Source organism: Spirochaeta isovalerica, assembly GCF_014207565.1.
Taxonomy (GTDB): Bacteria; Spirochaetota; Spirochaetia; order DSM-2461; family DSM-2461; genus Spirochaeta_F; species Spirochaeta_F isovalerica.
In genome coordinates this window covers 149,692-166,862 of the sequence record NZ_JACHGJ010000008.1, presented here as the reverse complement: position 1 = coordinate 166,862, position 17,171 = coordinate 149,692, and the positions used below count along the sequence as shown (strand labels likewise).

At 48.7% G+C, this 17,171-nt stretch carries 12 protein-coding genes and 1 tRNA gene; 7 read left to right on the top strand and 6 right to left on the bottom strand.

The features are described 5' to 3' along the window. Positions 1-6: 6 nt before the first annotated feature. From HNR50_RS17840 to HNR50_RS17820, 5 genes are all read right to left on the bottom strand, one after another. On the bottom strand, positions 7-2,298 hold the full coding sequence (locus HNR50_RS17840; RefSeq protein WP_184748154.1) for a PEP/pyruvate-binding domain-containing protein: 2,292 nt from the start codon (positions 2,296-2,298) through the stop codon (positions 7-9). A gap of 66 nt (positions 2,299-2,364) precedes the next feature. Then, a complete protein-coding gene (locus tag HNR50_RS17835; RefSeq protein ID WP_184748153.1) occupies positions 2,365-3,615 on the bottom strand; it encodes a Glu/Leu/Phe/Val family dehydrogenase in 1,251 nt (416 codons plus the stop codon). Positions 3,616-3,859: 244 nt separating this feature from the next. Beyond that, positions 3,860-6,496 (bottom strand): ATP-binding protein, encoded by a 2,637-nt coding sequence (locus HNR50_RS17830; protein ID WP_184748152.1) that lies wholly within the window; start codon positions 6,494-6,496, stop codon positions 3,860-3,862. Positions 6,497-6,508: 12 nt separating this feature from the next. Continuing rightward, complete coding sequence (locus HNR50_RS17825; RefSeq protein WP_184748151.1) at positions 6,509-7,447, bottom strand: Hsp33 family molecular chaperone HslO; 939 nt, start codon at positions 7,445-7,447, stop codon at positions 6,509-6,511. 79 nt (positions 7,448-7,526) lie between these two features. Then, positions 7,527-7,599: transfer RNA gene (locus HNR50_RS17820), tRNA-Phe, on the bottom strand. Positions 7,600-7,751: 152 nt separating this feature from the next. Between HNR50_RS17820 and trpE the strand changes: the two genes are divergently transcribed. Genes trpE through trpA form a run of 5 tightly spaced genes read left to right on the top strand, consistent with a single transcriptional unit; the run spans position 7,752 to position 14,110 of the window. Then, complete coding sequence (gene trpE, locus HNR50_RS17815) at positions 7,752-9,158, top strand: anthranilate synthase component I (RefSeq protein WP_184748150.1); 1,407 nt, start codon at positions 7,752-7,754, stop codon at positions 9,156-9,158. 1 nt (position 9,159) lies between these two features. Next, positions 9,160-10,749, top strand: a complete 1,590-nt coding sequence (locus tag HNR50_RS17810; RefSeq protein ID WP_184748149.1) for a bifunctional anthranilate synthase component II/anthranilate phosphoribosyltransferase — start codon at positions 9,160-9,162, stop codon at positions 10,747-10,749. After that, positions 10,746-12,164 carry a bifunctional indole-3-glycerol phosphate synthase/phosphoribosylanthranilate isomerase gene (trpF, locus tag HNR50_RS17805; RefSeq protein ID WP_184748148.1) on the top strand — a complete coding sequence of 473 codons (1,419 nt, stop codon included), beginning with the start codon at positions 10,746-10,748 and terminating at the stop codon, positions 12,162-12,164. Before HNR50_RS17810 ends, trpF begins: the two co-directional genes overlap by 4 nt. Next, positions 12,151-13,371 carry a tryptophan synthase subunit beta gene (trpB, locus tag HNR50_RS17800; RefSeq protein WP_184748147.1) on the top strand — a complete coding sequence of 407 codons (1,221 nt, stop codon included), beginning with the start codon at positions 12,151-12,153 and terminating at the stop codon, positions 13,369-13,371. Before trpF ends, trpB begins: the two co-directional genes overlap by 14 nt. Continuing rightward, on the top strand, positions 13,364-14,110 hold the full coding sequence (trpA, locus tag HNR50_RS17795; RefSeq protein WP_184748146.1) for a tryptophan synthase subunit alpha: 747 nt from the start codon (positions 13,364-13,366) through the stop codon (positions 14,108-14,110). Before trpB ends, trpA begins: the two co-directional genes overlap by 8 nt. Here trpA and HNR50_RS17790 read toward each other — a convergent pair. Further along, a complete protein-coding gene (locus tag HNR50_RS17790; RefSeq protein WP_184748145.1) occupies positions 14,107-14,823 on the bottom strand; it encodes an RsmE family RNA methyltransferase in 717 nt (238 codons plus the stop codon). The genes trpA and HNR50_RS17790 overlap by 4 nt on opposite strands. A 36-nt stretch (positions 14,824-14,859) precedes the next feature. Here HNR50_RS17790 and HNR50_RS17785 point away from each other — a divergent pair, with 36 nt between their 5' ends. Next, positions 14,860-16,065, top strand: coding sequence for a sensor histidine kinase (locus tag HNR50_RS17785; RefSeq protein WP_184748144.1), 1,206 nt, complete (start codon positions 14,860-14,862; stop codon positions 16,063-16,065). Continuing rightward, positions 16,062-17,120: an HD-GYP domain-containing protein gene (locus HNR50_RS17780; RefSeq protein WP_184748143.1), complete on the top strand. Its 1,059-nt coding sequence runs from the start codon at positions 16,062-16,064 to the stop codon at positions 17,118-17,120. The genes HNR50_RS17785 and HNR50_RS17780 overlap by 4 nt, the downstream gene beginning before the upstream one ends. Positions 17,121-17,171: the final 51 nt, after the last annotated feature.

The following is a 17,171-nucleotide window of genomic DNA, read 5'->3' as shown; positions in this document are numbered from 1 at the left end:
TCCACTTTAAGGAGCGAAGTATCCGATTCCCTGCTGATGTTCATCATCCTGATACACATGGAGGAGATTGCCGCCCGTTGCTTCTTTGACATCAATTATATGAATGACATTTTCCAGAGAGGAGTAGTGCGGAACAATATCCCTGAGTATATTGGGAGACTTCAGGAAGAACTCTTCATTGAAGATCGTGTCCTCTCTGTCGGGAAACAGGGCAATGGAGATAATGTTAGCCTCCACCAGGTCGTTGAAGAAATGCGTTCCGAAGGATACTTCCGGTGTTGAACCGCTCTGTTCGAAGGCAATTTCTCCCAGGATCAGTGTTTTGTTGATATCGTTGTATCCGACCTTTACACCGAGGCTTATATCGCTGCTTCCCCATCGGCCGGGACCGAAAAGAGCAAACCGCTCTCCCGCCAGCGCCTGGTTGATACTGTGCACAGCCCGTCCGATTTCCACTTTGTCCTGATAGGTTTCCAGCTGATTGTAGGCTTTGGGATCCACATAAACGATTTTACCTATGTTCTTGATGATTTCGCTTGTTATGCACTTCCTGTTGGTGAAAAGGGTTCGGTTTGAGGGAATATTTTTAGGGACGGTTATGCTTTCGCTTGTTTTCTTGATGTTCAAAGGGCGGCATTGGAGTATATAAAGTTTGTCGCCGTGCCAGGCGAATTCCACATCGACCGGTCTGTGGTATCCATCCTCAAGCTTAGTCAGTATTTTTTTCATGATCCGGATGAAAGGTGTTTTATTAATAAGATTATCAAAGGTTATACAGGCATCGGAAGGGTCGAATTTATCCGATTTGAACATGGGAGGCGCGAGATGCCCCTCTTTGTTGACCGATATGGCGTTGAATAATTCCGGCAGTTCACTGTTTTCCGCGCTGTCGAGCAGATCAATAAAAGGAACGGTTTCCAGTTCCTTTGTTTCCAGATTTATGACGTCGACACTTTTCTGGGAGTATTTCCGGATCTGAGGCGCGGTAATTTCCGGCCGGAGCGTGGGGTGGCTCAGCGATATCATGCGGGGATAGTCGTTTCCGACTCTGTCCACGGCTCTGGTTCCCAGACCGTAAACGAGTCTGAGCAGTCCTTCCTCTTTTTTTATCTTGGGGTTCCACCGGTATCCGTTGTAGGAAAAAGCCACGCCGGCAGCAGCGGGGAAGAAGTATTTTCCGACTTTCTGTCCAACGACTTTCTGGACCAGAACATTCATTCTCTCATCGAAGTCCAGCAGGTCGTGGTCCTGGCGGTAGATGATCGGGTCAAGGGCGAAGGTGCTGATATGAACCTTCTTGAAAGCCCATATGAACTCGTCCACTCTGTCCTTGATTTTTCCCTGATTGCTGATAAAAATGGAGTCGTATTTTCCCGAAAACGAGTAACCCATATTATCTTCGAGCAGCGTGGACGAGCGGAGAATCAGCGGTGAATCATCGCCGATCTTTTCGAGAAAGCCTTTAATCATTTTCTTCTGATTAGGCGGAAGTTCTGCTTCCATTATGGTTTTATCGATTATTTCAAAATCCCGCCGCAGGTCGCTCTGGTTTTTGTATTTCTGACTGTGAAAATAGTGCAGGTTGTTGTAATCGACGAAGTCGCTGAACATTTCCGAGTTGAAAAACCACGATTCGGGAGTGGTGACGTATTTTTCCAGTTCCTCGTCGATTTCACCTAACGAAGGTTTCAGAATCTTGTGGGCGAGGATAATACCCGCCGCTTTTCCTCCGACACGACCGGTTTTACTCGATGCACCGTAAAAATTATCGGTCAGTTTTCCGATGTCCCTCACATTGATATGGTCTTTGGCTATGCCTATATAAGGAAGCTGATTGGAAATAAACCTGTCGATCAGTTTGACCCGAATCTCTTTGGTTTCGTTCAGAGGCAGATATACGTCTCCCGCGGGTATGCGGCAGAAATCATCGAGGTATTTCTTTATTTCTTTGGAAGATTTGTTCTCTCTCGTTACGGCTCTGGCCAGGACTTTTATCTTTTCATGCTTTCTGGCCAGGTTGATATAGTTTTCCACATCCTCTTCAGGGTGGGAGTTGATGAAATAGTATTCGATGAGCATATTCCGGTAATCGCTGCGAATTCCGGGATTATCCTTCTGATCGGGATTATTCTGTAAATAATCCAGTGTGAGTATTTCAAGTTCCTCTTCACTGAGAATCCCGTCACTCTCAAGCTTGTCAAGAAAAGTCTGGAGGATCTTATCTATCATGTCATTGTAAGGGATCATTTTTTTATTCAAAGTGAAAAGTTTGAAAAGGATATCATCGGGTCTGTTCATCGTTTCTCCTGTTTATGAAAAAAGGCAGCCCGCAGGCTGCCCTTCAAATTCGCTGCTGAATCAGAGTCAGGAAACCCAACCTCTGAGTTTAACCGCTTCGGCTACGCGTTTTACCGCTACCAGATAGGCAGCCTGACGCATATCCACCTTTTCAGCCTGAGCCATTTCGTAAACAGCCTGAAACGCAGCTGTCATTTTATCGTCAAGCCTTCTGTGAACTTCATCGAGCTCCCAGTAGTAGTTGTATGTATTCTGTACCTGCTCAAAATATGATACCGTGACTCCCCCTGCGTTGGCAAGGAAATCGGGAATCAGGAAGACTCCTTTTTTGTAGAGCACATCATCGGCTTCCGGTGTAGTGGGACCGTTTGCCAGCTCGAGAACCATCTTGGCTTTGAGGTTGTTGACGTTTTTGTCTGTAATAACACCTTCGATTGCCGCGGGAACCAGAATGTAGCACTCCAGTTCAAGAAGTTCCGCATTGGAAATGGCTTTTGTTCCGGGGAAGTCTTTTACGGAACCGGTTCTTTCATAAAATTTTACCAGTTCATCGATATCGAGTCCGTCTTCCTTGAGGATCGCACCGTACTCATCACTGACGGCGATTACCTTTGTTCCGATGATCTCTTCCGCGAGGATGGCGCAGTAGCGACCGACATTTCCGAATCCCTGGATTACCATGGATTTCCCTTTCAGGTCCAGATTCATGTTTTTAGCCGCTTCCCTTACTGTGAAAAGACCGCCTCTGGCTGTTGCATCGGTCCGCCCTTTGCTTCCGCCCAGGGCGAGAGGTTTTCCTGTAATGATTCCGGGGTAGGAACCCTCTTTGATGGCTTCGAACTCATCCATCATCCAGGCCATGATCTGGGGTGTCGTATTGACATCCGGCGCGGGAACATCGTTGAGAGTTCCGATATCGCGGGATACGGCTCTAATATAAGCTCTGGCCAGTCTTTCTTTTTCCGAATCGGAAAGAGTCTTGGGGTCGCAGATGACGCCGCCTTTTCCGCCTCCGAGGGGAATGTCGACAACCGAAGTTTTCCATGTCATCCATGTAGCGAGAGCCCTTACTGTATCGACAGTTTCATCGGGATGCCATCTGAGGCCGCCTTTCGCAGGTCCTCTTGCCGTGCTGTGCTGTATTCTGAATCCCTGAAAGACTTTTGTCGTTCCGTCATCCATCTTAACGGGGATATTTACTTTTACTTCGTGCTGAGGGTTTCTCAGGAACATATGTGTTCCTTCGTCGAGTCCTAATTTGGCTGCAGCTGTATCTAACTGTCTCTGAGCCATTTCAAATGGGTTTATTGCATCCATAACTGTCTCCTATCATTACAGAAATAACCATAACTAAAGAATATTTTTTTTAAATACAAGTTAGTATTATTCGAAAAATCCAATCTGGCAAGCTAAAAATTACGAAAAAGGTGAAAAATGGATTTAATCAATATATTTCCCGATATTTTCGGGGGTTATTTATATCAGAACATCAGACAATGAAGATTTTATTGTTACTACTTAAGTAGTATAGCATATGTCTTCCAGAATGTATTCGCTTTTTTTAACTGGATTTCAGATTCCGGTCGAGGATTTCCTGTATATCTTTGAGAACAATGGGTTTGGCTATATAATCGTCCATTCCCGCTTCAATTAGAGCTTCTCTGTCGCCTTTCATGGCATTGGCCGTCAGTGCGATGATTTTCACATTTTTATTCGCCTCTCCGCCTTCCCCATTACGTATGCGGGATGTCGCTTCTATACCATCCATAACCGGCATCATCTGGTCCATCAGAACAGCATCATAGGTCCGGTTCCGGCAGGCTTCCAGAGCCTGCTCGCCGTTTTCAGCCAGATCGGCCGAATAACCGAGCTTTTTAAGAAAGTTCATGGCCACAAGCTGGTTGATCTTGTTATCTTCCGCAATCAGTATGCGGATCCGGCTGTTTTCTTCACGCTCTTCCGGAAGAATCTCCTTCCGGGAATTGTTAAACAAAACTGTTTTTTTCCGTTTCTCTATGACAGTTGTCAAACAGTTTATCAGTTCATCCTGACGGCAGGGCAGGAGGAGTCTTCCGTCGATATTCTTATTCAGCGGAGAGTCGCGGGAGAAAGAGGTTTCGATTATCATTGTCTTCCCTCCTGCGCTGTTTCGCCAATCCCGGTTTGTCAGATTTTCATGGACCAGTATCACATCGGCCGTGGCAATCTCTTTTTTCGTCAAATCTTCAAACTCTGAGGCTCCGGCTGCTTCCATATGGAGTGATTTCAATCTTCTCATTAAGGCTTTCCTGCTGACAGCGTTTCCATTGATGACGATCGCTTTAAGGTTTTCCAGTTCCCTTACATCGCGGGCCAGTTTAATGGTGAACCAGAAAGTGGAGCCTTCTCCCGGGCGGCTGTCCATTCCGATTTCCCCTTCCATCATTGATACCAGCTCTTTGGAGATAGCCAGTCCGAGGCCTGAACCGCCGAATTTTCTTGTTGTCGACGAATCGGCCTGTGAGAATGACTGGAAGAGTTTCTCTTTCTCCTCTTCAGAAATGCCGATGCCCGTATCAATGACTCTTATATAGAGAGTCAGATCACCCATTCCTTCGTTTATCTGGCTGATTTGCACTTCAATAAAACCTTTATTGGTAAACTTCAGCGCGTTTCCCACAAGGTTGAGGAGTATCTGTTTTATCCTGCGGGGGTCGCCTACCAGTCTGTCCGTCACCTGTTCGTCAATGTTGACTTTAAACCGGATATTTTTTTCCTTGAAACTGACAGCCATCATTTCGATGATGTCTTCGAGCAGATTTCTCATGCTGAATGATGCCAGTCCCAGTTTGAATTTGCCCGCTTCGATCCTTGTGTAATCCAATATGTCATTTATCAGGAGGAGAAGGGTATTGGCGCTTTTGAGAACGATTGAAACCTGGTTCTGCTGCATATCGGTTAATGGGGTATTTTTCAGCAGGTCGGCCATGCCGATGATTCCGTTCAGAGGGGTCCGGATCTCATGGGACATATTGGCCAGAAATGATGTTTTCGTCCGGCTCATCTCTTCGGCCTGCATTTTGGATATTTCCAGTTCTTCCCTGATCCTCTTCAGTTCCGATATATCCTGGGCGATCAGCAGTATTCCCGCGTAGGACTGATCTTCCATCAGTACGGTTGAGAGGCTGATTTTCACATCAATCGTCCGGCGCTGTTTATTGATAAAGCGCCATTCCATATTATTTATCAAATCGGGATTATCTGTCAGCCAGGAAAATATCTGAGAGCTTTTCAGCCTGACGCCCTTTTCCGCCCTGATGTAGTTTTTGATCTCTCTTAGAAATGACGGCGCATAGAAGTGCAGCAGATCCCTTTTTCCGATGATCTCTTCCGGCGTATAACCCAGCATAACGGAAGCCCCACGGTTGAACTGACGGATTATGCCCTGGGGATCGGTGGCTATGATAGCCGCATCGGTCGCAGAATCCAGAATGCTGTTGAACCGCTGATGAAGCACTTCCAGGTTTTTTCTCCGGTTTATTTCATCAGTAATATCACGTATTGTCGCGCTGACTCCGGCTACTTCTCCGTAATCGGTGTAGATCGGCGATAACTTGGTTATGAGGTTCTTTCCCCGGTAGAAATCGTTATATTCTTTTTTCTCCCCGCGCAAAGCCGCTTCGTATCTCGCTTTCCAGTCGACGTCCATAATATCGGGAAGAGGGGGCTTAACCGGTTTATCTGCGGTTTCGAGCAGTTTGGAGAAATGGTTGTTGTAATCGACCAGAGACATCTGGGTATCTACGGACCAGAAGGCCATATCGATGTTCTGCGAAAGAGTATAGAGGTTGAAGGATTTGCGCTTCAGAACCGCGGTCTGCCGGCTCGTTTCGAGAGATTCATGAATGACGATCAGGGTTCTTTCGGTTCTGTTTTCCCTGATTTTATGGGCTGTTCCCAGACAGGCGACTTTCTTTCCATTGCCGTGAATGATTGATAGTTCCATGTCTCGGACAACCGGATTCTGTTCCAGCCGCACAGCCAGCTGCTTACTTCCACCCCTTAGGGATATTGAGCGGAATGACGGTTCATCGGTGCGGAACCATTCTTTAAAAACGTTGTTTACCCGGATTATCCTTTCACTTTTCAGTTCCATAATGATAAGGGGGTAAACTCCGTTTTCAAAAAGCGCTTCGTGAAGAGGCGCGCCATCGCCCATGGTTTCTTCTCTCTATTGAAGTTTTTTTTCCTTAATAAACAGTTCCATACTCTCTTCCCGGGAAAAAAGATAGGAGGTTCCGCAATTATGACAAAGGGATTTTATCGGGAAATCGTTTTTGCTGATGATGTCCTGTTTATCCGTATCGGGCAGGGCGCTGATGTGCACTCTGATCCGCTCTTTGCTGCAGGGGCAGAAAAACTCTGTGTCGGAGGAGGCCAGAATCTGAGGTTCGAGCGAGGCGAGTCTTTCTGATATAAAGCTCTCCGAAGTTTTGTCATCGGCAAACCATTGTCCCAGCGAGGGAAGATCCAGAATGGTCTTCTCCGCTTCCAAAAGCAATTCGTCATCGGTTCCGGGAAGGGCCTGAATGAGCAGCCCCCCCGCGCCTTTGACATTGCCGTCGTCACTGAATGAGACATCCAGCTTAAATGCCGTAGCCAGTTGTTCCGAAGCTGTGAAATAGTACGCCAGATCACGGGCCGTATTGCCGTATTGAATTTCAATCTGCCCGGTAAAAGGTTTATTCGTCATGCGGTTGAGTCTTGTAAAGGAGAGGACTCCCGCGCCGAAATAATCCGACAGAGCCATGGATCCGGGATCAGGCGCGTTGATAGGATTGTTGAAGAGATATCCCCGCACGTTGTGATTGTGGTCGGCTTCAACGTTAAGTCCGCCGAGGGGGCCGGAACAGCTGACCTGGATTTTTATGACATCCTCTTCTTTGAGATTGGCTGACAGCAGGGAGGCTGCCAGGTAATTGCGACCGAGGATTAGCGTTTCGGCAATCTGCAGCTGATGATTCGCTCTCATCTGGTTGATCATAAGGGAGCCGTTGCACAAAACGGCTCTCATTTTACCGCCGCCGAGCAGGAAGGAGGTCAGTTTGTCCTGCTCCCTGTTTCCGGAATTCTCAAGAAAGTCCGGATTTTCAATTTTCCGTTTGACCATAATAAAGAAATAGACTTAAAGGTGAGCTTTGTCAATGCGGGTAAAAAAAAGAGGCTGATACACGAAGTATCAGCCCCATTGCCACCGGTGAGATTTGAACTCACGACACAAGGATTTTCAGTCCTCTGCTCTACCGACTGAGCTACAGCGGCAAGACCTTTGTGAATATAACGCAACAGAAAATTTCTGTCAACAGGGGAGGAAAAAAGAAAAAGTTATTGACTAAAGATGTTTCTCTCTATAGAATCGGGGAAATCATCAATGTATCTATACGTAGATACATGTGAATTAATTGGAGGATCTGATGCCGGAAAAACGGATGGATACCATAATCAGAACACTGCCCGGCGAACGGTTTACCCCTTTTGCTCTGGCCGATAAACTGAATGCCAGGATAATACTTGAATCGGCGGCTTTTTCGAGAGGACGCTCCCGATACTCGATTCTCATGGTTCATGAGGCTTTCCGCGTCTCCCAGGAAGGGGATGACATTTATATAACGGAGAAGGGGAGCCGTAAACGGGTGCGCTCGGGAGCCAGGGATATTCTCGATGTCCTGGCCTATTTCTCCAATCAGCACAGCATCCCCTCTGCCGGCATGCCTTTCCCGGCGGGCGGCATCGGTTTTCTGTCCTACGAGTTCAGCCGCAAATGCGACACCATCAATTTTTCGGAGAAGGCCGACCCCCTGAATCTTCCCGACGCGATGTTTCTCTTCGGCCATATTTTTATTGTTTTCGACCATTTTACCGATGTCATATATCTGATCGGCCTCAATTACAAGGAACAGGAGATCGATCTTGAGGAAGCGGTGGATGAGACGGAAAGGAAGATCAACGATTTGAATTTTAATTATCTGGCTCCGCACGACCGCGATTACAGCGCTGAACTGATCTTCAGCGATCAGGAGAAGGACGCTTTCCTCAAGGGTGTCGTCCGCATAAAAGAGGAAATTATAAAAGGAAACCTTCTGCAGGGTGTCGTGTCGCGCAGATTGAGAGTTAAAACCAAACTGCCGGCTCTGGAAGCCTACCGGAAACTCCGCTCCACAAACCCTTCACCCTATCTTTTTTACATTGATTTTGATGATTTTCAGCTTTTCGGGTCATCTCCGGAAGTGCATGTGAAAGTCAACGATGGCCGGGCTCTCCTCCGGCCCATTGCCGGAACGAGACGGCGCGGCGCCAATGCCAAAGAGGACAAAGCCCTTGAAGAAGAGCTTCTCGCCGATCCCAAAGAGGGGGCTGAGCACCTGATGCTCGTCGACCTGGGGAGAAATGACCTGGGACGGATCTGCCGGTCCGGATCTGTGGAAATGACCGAATTCCGATCTATCGAAAAGTACTCCCATGTCATTCATATCGTTTCCCAGGTGGAAGGGGATCTGGATGAAGGGAAAAGCGCCGCAGATGCCGTTCGCGCGACTTTCCCTGCGGGAACTGTTTCCGGCGCCCCTAAGATCCAGGCTATCGAGACCATCGACAAACTGGAGATCTATCCGAGGAAATTCTATGCCGGCCTTATCGGCATTATGGAACCGGAAGGGAATATGGATTCCTGCATCACCATCAGAAGCGCTCTGAAAAAAGGCGATTCCATTTATATGCAGGCCGGAGCCGGTATTGTGTATGATTCGACTCCCGAGAGAGAGCTGGAGGAAACCGGCGAAAAACTGAGAGCCATGGCGACAGCCCTGGGCGTGGAGGTTTAGTATGATCCTTTTAATCGATAATTTTGATTCCTTTACTTATAATGTTTACCAGTTTCTCACTGAGCTGACAGATATCCCCGTGGAGGTTCACAGAAACAATGCCATCTCTATTGAGGACATCAGAGAGATGAATCCCCACGCCATTATCATCTCCCCCGGTCCCGGCCGGCCTGAAGATGCGGGAATATCCATGGAGACTGTCAGGACTTTCGCCGGAAAGATCCCCATTCTGGGGGTCTGCCTCGGGCATCAGGTCATTGGAGAAGTCTTCGGTGGAAAAATCATCCCGGCTGCCAGGATCGTTCACGGTATGGTCGAACCCGTCAGCCATGACGGCAAAGGGGTGTTCAGGAATCTTTCCGCCCCGCTGAACTGCACCAGATATCACTCGCTGGCCATAGAAGAAAAGAGTCTACCGGCCGAACTGGAAATTACGGCCCGGACTCCCGATGGCGAGATCATGGGCGTCCGGCATAGGGATTATGTCGTAGAAGGTGTTCAGTTTCATCCTGAGTCCATCGCCTCGGAAGAAGGTAAGCGGATGCTCAGAAATTTCCTCAATTACAGAAAAGAGCCTTTCGATGTAAAGGGAAAACTGGAAAAAATCATGAACGGCCAGGATCTGAATCGTGATGAGGCGGTCCTTTTTATGGAGGAGCTGACTGATGGAAGCCTCAGCGATATACACATCGCAGGATATCTGACGGCCTTCAATACCAAAGGTGTCTGCGCCGAGGAAATCGCCGGGTGCGCCTCGGTCCTTCACAAAAAAAGAGTTCCCGTTAAAACCGGAGAACCGGTTCTCGATATAGTGGGAACCGGCGGCGACGGCATAGGTACTTTTAATATTTCTTCTTTTTCCGCGCTGGTCGCAGCAGCGGGCGGCGCAGCCGTGGCAAAGCATGGAAACAGGGCCGTCAGTTCCAGAAGCGGAAGCGCCGACTTTTACCGGGAAATGGGTGTTCCTGTAGACATCTCTCCGCAACAGGCGGAGAAATTACTATCCGATGCGCGCTTTTCCTTTCTCTTCGCACCGGTGTACCACAAAGCCATGCGGTTCGCCGCACCGGTCAGAAAAGCCCTCGGTGTAAAATCGATTATGAATCTGCTCGGCCCCCTGGTTAATCCCGCCGCGGCGGAATATCAGATCATCGGTGTTTACCGGGAGGACCTCTGTGAAATTATGGCCGATGCCGCCCATATGCTCGGCGTGAAGCGGGTTATGGTGATTTACGGGCAGGACGGTATTGATGAGCTTTCAGTCTCAGCGCCTTCGAGGGTTATCGTCATCGATGAAAGGGGACAAAAAGAAGATTATATTTTCGATCCTGCAGCACTGGGGATCGGTCCTTATTCCCTCGATGATCTGAAAGGGGGAGACGCTGCTGAAAATGCCGCACTTGCCCGGGATCTTCTCGATGGAAAAGGAAGGCCGGCTATCAGGGATGCGGTTCTGCTCAACGGCGGAGCCGGGCTCTATATCTATGGTCTGGCCGGTTCCATAGAAGAGGGATACAAAATAGCGAAAACATCTCTGGAGTCCGGGAAGGTTCAACAACTTCTGGGACATCTGCAGGGAAGTTTCTCATGAATATTCTCAATAAAATAGCTTCGATACGCAGAGAGACCATTAAAAGGGAAGGCTACACTCTGGGATCGGCGGTTCCACCGGAAAGGGACGTCCCTTTACAGAAGTTCGGTCAGAATCCCTTTGTCATCTGCGAGATAAAACGGCGTTCGCCGTCGAAAGGGAAAATATCGGAAATTGCCGATCCTGTTAAACAGGCCGGTCTGTATTTCGGAAAAGGTATCCGCAATATTTCAGTTCTGACTGAAGAAGACCACTTCGGCGGAACGCTCGATGATCTTATTGCAGTAAAAAGAGCCTATCCCGAAGCGGCTGTTCTCCGTAAAGACTTTTTACTTGAAAAAGAGGATGTGCTGGTATCCTACAGAGCCGGTGCCGATGCCGTTCTGCTTATCGCCGCCTTGCTGGACAAAGAGAAAATCGAAGAGCTGTACCATTATGCCGTAAGCCTGGGATTGGCGGTTCTTGTGGAAGTTCACAACAGGGAGGAAGTCGACAAAGTGCGCTCTTTCCGACCGAAGATTATGGGAATCAACAGCAGGAATCTCAAAACCTTCCGAATAGATCAAATCCTTCCCATCGAATTGAAGAAGCATATCGATTGGGAGACTCAGGTCGTTTACGAGTCGGGGATCTCCTCTTTCAATGAGGCTATCATACCCTTTGAGAGCGGTTTCGCCGGGATTCTGGTCGGCGAATCTGTTGTCAGGGATCCTGATCTGATTGATGATCTGATCCAGGCTGCGGAACGTAAGGGGGAGGGAAATTTCTGGAATCGTCTCTATTCGCGGAAACGGCAGGGCAGGCCTCTGGTTAAAATCTGCGGTATAACAAACCGCGAGGACGGGGAGGCAGCGGTCGGGATGGGAGCCGATATTCTGGGTTTCGTCCTGGCCGAATCGCCCCGGAGAGCGGATCCCTCATTTATCCGGACTGTTAAGGATCTTGATGTTCTGAAAGTGGCGGTCGTGGTTACAGGGGAAGGCGAGCCGGACAGAGAGGTCATGGAGCTCCTGGAAAAGGGGTATCTGGATGCTGTTCAATTTCACGGCAATGAAAATCCCGGTGATCTGAGGAGTTTCTCCTATCCCTGCTTCAAAGCTCTGAGATTGAGAGACAGGGGGGATGTGCAGGAAATTGACAGATTTCCCGGACCGAGAGTTCTGGTCGATGCCTGGTCGGATAAGGAATACGGCGGCACAGGCAAGCGCCTTGACGGAGAGATAGTCACTGAAGCTTCGCAAGTCCGGCCTCTCTGGATGGCTGGCGGATTGTCTCCGGAAAACATCAGCGGGATTATCAGTGAATTCAGACCCGAGCTCATCGATGCTTCGAGTCGTCTCGAAGCGGAAAAAGGACGTAAGGATCATGGGAAAATGAAAGAATTTTTCAGGGAGATAGATAATGGCTGTGTATAATGATTTTTTCGGTCCCTACGGCGGACGTTATGTGGCGGAACTGCTCCGGGGACCTCTCGACGAACTGGAAGCCGCTTTTAAAGAAGCTATGGATGACGATGGCTTTCTAAAGGAACTGAACCGTTTCGGCAAAGAGTATATCGGCCGCCCCACGCCGCTGCTCTACGCGGAGAAAGCATCGAAGGCGGTTGGCGGTGCGGATATCTATATCAAACTGGAAGGGCTGGCCAATACGGGAGCCCATAAAATCAACAATGCCGCCGGTCAGGCTCTTCTGGCCAAAAGAATGGGGAAGAGCCGGATTATCGCTGAAACGGGAGCGGGTCAGCACGGCGTGGCAACGGCGGCGGTCTGCGCCAGGCTGGGATTGGAATGCCGGGTCTACATGGGCTCTGAAGATATAAAGAGGCAGAGACCCAATGTTTTTCTCATGGAGATGTTCGGCGCCGAAGTCTTTCCTGTGGAATCGGGATCCAAAACCCTGAAGGATGCCGTGAACGAAGCGCTCCGTGACTGGGCCTCCTCCAGCGCCGATACCCATTATCTGATCGGTTCCGCTCTCGGACCGAGCCCTTATCCCGATATGGTCCGGGAGTTCCAGTCCGTTATAGGAAAGGAAGTCAAGGCGGAACAGGAGAAGAGGAAGCTTCAGGTCAGAGCCATGGTCGCCTGTGTGGGCGGCGGTTCCAACGCCATCGGCTTTTTCGAACCTTTCATCCATAGCGGAACGCCGAGGCTGATTGGCGCGGAAGCCGGCGGTACCGGACCTGAAGAGGGGTGCCATGCCGCGAGAATGACGGGAGAAGGCAGAACGGGAGTGATCCAGGGCTATAAGAGCCGGTTTCTCTTCGATGGAGACGGGCAGGTTCTGCATACCCATTCCATATCCGCAGGACTCGATTACCCGGGCATCGGTCCCCAGCTGGCTCATCTGGGCGATACGGGACGGATCGAATTCACTTCAGTCCGCGATGATGAGGCCCTGGAAGCCCTTCGTTTTTTCGCTTCCAACGAAGGAATCATTTTCGCTCTCGAGTCGGCCCATGCCGGCGCGGCGGGACTGAAAATCGCGGAACAGTACAAACCGGGAGAGGCTGTTATAATAAATATGTCGGGACGGGGCGATAAGGATATTTTCATTACGGCCAAAGCCCTCCAGCGTGATAAATGGTTTGACTTTTTAAATGAGGAGACGAAAAATGGCTGACGGAAATATAGTAATGACTCATCTGGTCGCAGGTTATCCAAATCTTGAGGAATCCCGTCTAGCCGCATTGGCCATGGTTGCCGGAGGTGCCTCCTATCTGGAAGTCCAGTTTCCCTTTTCCGACCCCATTGCAGACGGCCCGCTTATTCAGGGAGCCTGCACCGATGCTCTCAATGAGGGTTTTTCGACAGATAAAGGATTTGAATTCCTCGCTTCTCTGACCGCAGAAACCGATGTCCCGGTTTTTCTTATGACTTACGGCAATCTTCTCATGGCTCCCGGTGTGGAGAATTTTGTGGAAAGAGCGGCTGAGAGCGGTGTCGCCGGTCTGATCATTCCCGATCTTCCCTACGATTATGATGAAGGGCTCTATGAGGCCGGCAAAAAAGCGGGAATACCTGTTGTTCCGGTTGTCATTCCCGGTATCGATGAAGAAAGACTTAATGCCGTTCTGGGGATGACCCCCCCCTTCATCTATACCGCTGTGAGAAAAGGGATAACCGGAGCCAGAACGACGATCGGTGAGGATACCGTCGCATTTCTCGATAAATTGTCCCGCTCCGGTGCCAAAGTTCTGGCTGGATTCGGCATACGGGAGAAGGAGCAGGTCGATCTTCTGGCTCCCCATGTGCACGGTACTGTCGTCGGATCGGCCCTTGTGGAAATTATCGGACGGTGCGCCGAAGAGAAAAGGGCCTGTTCCGGTGAAGTGAAAGCCTTCGTGGAATCGCTGATCTAGATTTTTCCCATAGCGGCCAGGGTGAATCCGGCCGCCATGGCGCAGGCTGTTTCGGTACGGAGAACCCGGGTTCCCATGGATAGCAGAGAGAATCCTGAATCTTTGAGAAGCGTTCTCTCTCCCTCCGTCCATCCCCGTTCGGAACCGATAGCTATCACATTCCTCTCTTTCTCCGGACTGTATCGGGAAATGGGCATAACAGATTCGTTGTTGTCCAGCGCCGCTCTGGCTTCTCCGCCTTCCAGTGCTTCCAGACAGAGCCGCAGACTGTGAAAGCGCCTCACTTCCGGTAGGAGCGTCGATTCGCCCTGCTGGGCTCCCTCCAGCACATACTCCCGGTATTTTTCATTTTGCCAGATTTTACTGGTCAGGTAGGATTTCTCACCCAGTTCCGTCCCGGTAAACCAGATACGGTCCACACCGGTAGAAGTCAGATCTTTCAAAAGCCGTCTGGCTGTCGGCGGCCTGGGAACACCTATTATAAGAGTCAGCGGATAGAGCCGCGGGGAAGTCCACTGTTCATCAAATTCCAGAACCATGCCGCTGCTGTCAAGGCTTTTTATCATGGCCCGGCCGCCGGGGCCATTAATAATCCCGCAGTCAAAACTGTCATTTTTTCCCAGTTTCAGAATGGTTCTGATATGCTGATACCGTAAGTCGAAAGAGGGTATTTTATTATTGATTTCATCATTTTCAAAGAGAATTAGATTCATAACTTTGATTGTACTATAATTAAGTCAGGAGGGTCGATGTCAGATTTTTTCGCTAAGATAAAAGCCCGGCTTTTTGTACAGTTTTCCGTTCTCTTTGCCATCCTGCAGGGCATTGTCCTCGTTACTGTGTCCCTTCTCCATATCGCCATGGGAACCGCTAAACCGTGGCAGCCGCTTATCATTTATATTCTGCTGGAATTACTCGTCTATTTTTTATTTATCTTTCTCATAAAGTATTATCTGAATAAATCTCTTGGCAGCCAGGAAGCCGTGTCCAAAGTTCTGTTTCGCAACACCAGGAATATTATCAATAATATTTCTCATGAGTGGAGAACTCCGCTGAATGCCATAATGGGATTTACCGACCAGCTTTATCATTCAGAGACGGACAGTAAAAAGAAAGAGGCATTAAATGCCATCACCCAGAACAGCCGCAGACTTTTTATTATGTCCAAGAAGCTGATTGATTTTTCATCTATCGAAACCGGTCTCTATAAAATCGATCCCCAGTATCAAAGTGTGAATAACCTGCTTATGAACCTTGTCAATAAATTCGATGAAGCTGCGAGAATGAAAAATATTCAAATCGAACAGATAAATAATATCCCAGGGGACATGCGTATCTATTTCGATTTTCACGCCGTTTTCGAGATTCTTTCCATGATCATGGAAAATTCCGTGAAATTCACATTTACCGGATCAGTTACCATCTTTGCCGAGTATAAAAGGAAAACGCTCCGTTTCGCCGTAGCCGATACAGGCATCGGCATAGATGACCAAAAAAAGCAAATTGTTCTGGAATTATACCGCCAGGGAAATGCCAATCTTGACCGTGAGTTTGAAGGGATCGGACTGGGGCTGACAATTGCATCCAAGCTGGTGGAGTTAATGAAAGGAAGTCTCAGAATCAGTGACAATAAACCGCAGGGAACGGTTGTCACTGTAGAAATAAAATGCGAATCCAGGCAGAAAAATCCGGCCATGGCAGACGAGATACTTGAGTCGGCAAAAGAAGGACTGAATGCCGAACAGAAAGAGATTCTGCGCCATGCAGCGGAAGAGCTGGGGGATTCGGTCAAAGTTTTCAACTCTGAGAAAATACGGGAAATTGGCTTTAAAATTAAAGAAAGTGATCCTCGTCTGGAAAATTATGGGGAAAAATTAGTTGAAACAGCCCGGTATTATGATGAAGCGGGGCTGGCAGCTTTAGTACAGCAAATGCTGGAGGATTCCGGTTCATGAAGAAGAAACCGATAATTTTAGTTGTCGATGATGTTGCAACAAACCGTCAGTATCTGGCGATGATTCTGGGGGAGAGCGAAGTCTATGATATCCGCCTGGCTTCCAACGGAAAAGATGCCCTAGAGTTTGTGGCCCGGGAAAAACCGGACCTGATCCTTCTGGATATCATGATGCCTGAGATGGATGGATATGAAGTGGCTTCCCGGTTGAAAGAGGATTCGCAGACTAACGATATTCCCATACTCTTTATTACAGCAGTTACGGGAACGGAAAATATCGTGAAAGCCTTTGATCTGGGAGGAGTCGATTATATTAACAAGCCCTTTAACAAACAGGAGCTTATGTCGAGGGTTTCCGCCCATCTCAATCTAAGGCTGGCGAGGATAGAACTGGAGGAGAAAAACCTCATCCTTAAGAGCCGGGAACTCCAGCTTATGGAACTGGTCGATGAAAAAACGAAACGGCTTGACGGTACGGTCTTCGCGCTGGTCAACGCTCTTGAGAATGCCAATCTTTTCAATGACACCGATACGGGCGATCATATTGCGAGAGTTGGGGCATACGCGGCTCATTTCGCCAGAGAATACGGATGCGATGAGGATTACATCAAGAGGATCAAACTCTATTCGTCGCTTCACGATGTGGGGAAAGTCGGAATCCCAGATAAAATCCTCAAAAAACCGGGGAAATACACACCCGAAGAGTTTATCCAGATGCAGGAGCATGTTGTTATAGGCTCCCGGATGCTCGATAATCCCGCCATAGATATCATGGCGAAAAATATTACTCTCTACCATCATGAAAAGTGGGACGGTAGCGGTTACGTGCGGGGAATTTCCGGTGAAGATATTCCGCTTGAAGCGCGGATAGTCGCCATCTCCGATGTGTACGATGCCCTCAGCACGAAGCGCCCTTACAAGGAACCGTTTCCCGAGGAGCAGATCGATAAGATAATTCTTGAAGGCAAGGGATCTCACTTCGATCCCCGATTGGTGGATATCTTTTTCCGCTCAAAAAAAGCTCTTCTTGAAATTCAGAAGCGGTTCAGCGAATGACTGGACTGAAATGCCCTCTCTCCGTTATGATGGGCACCGGAGTTAAATGGA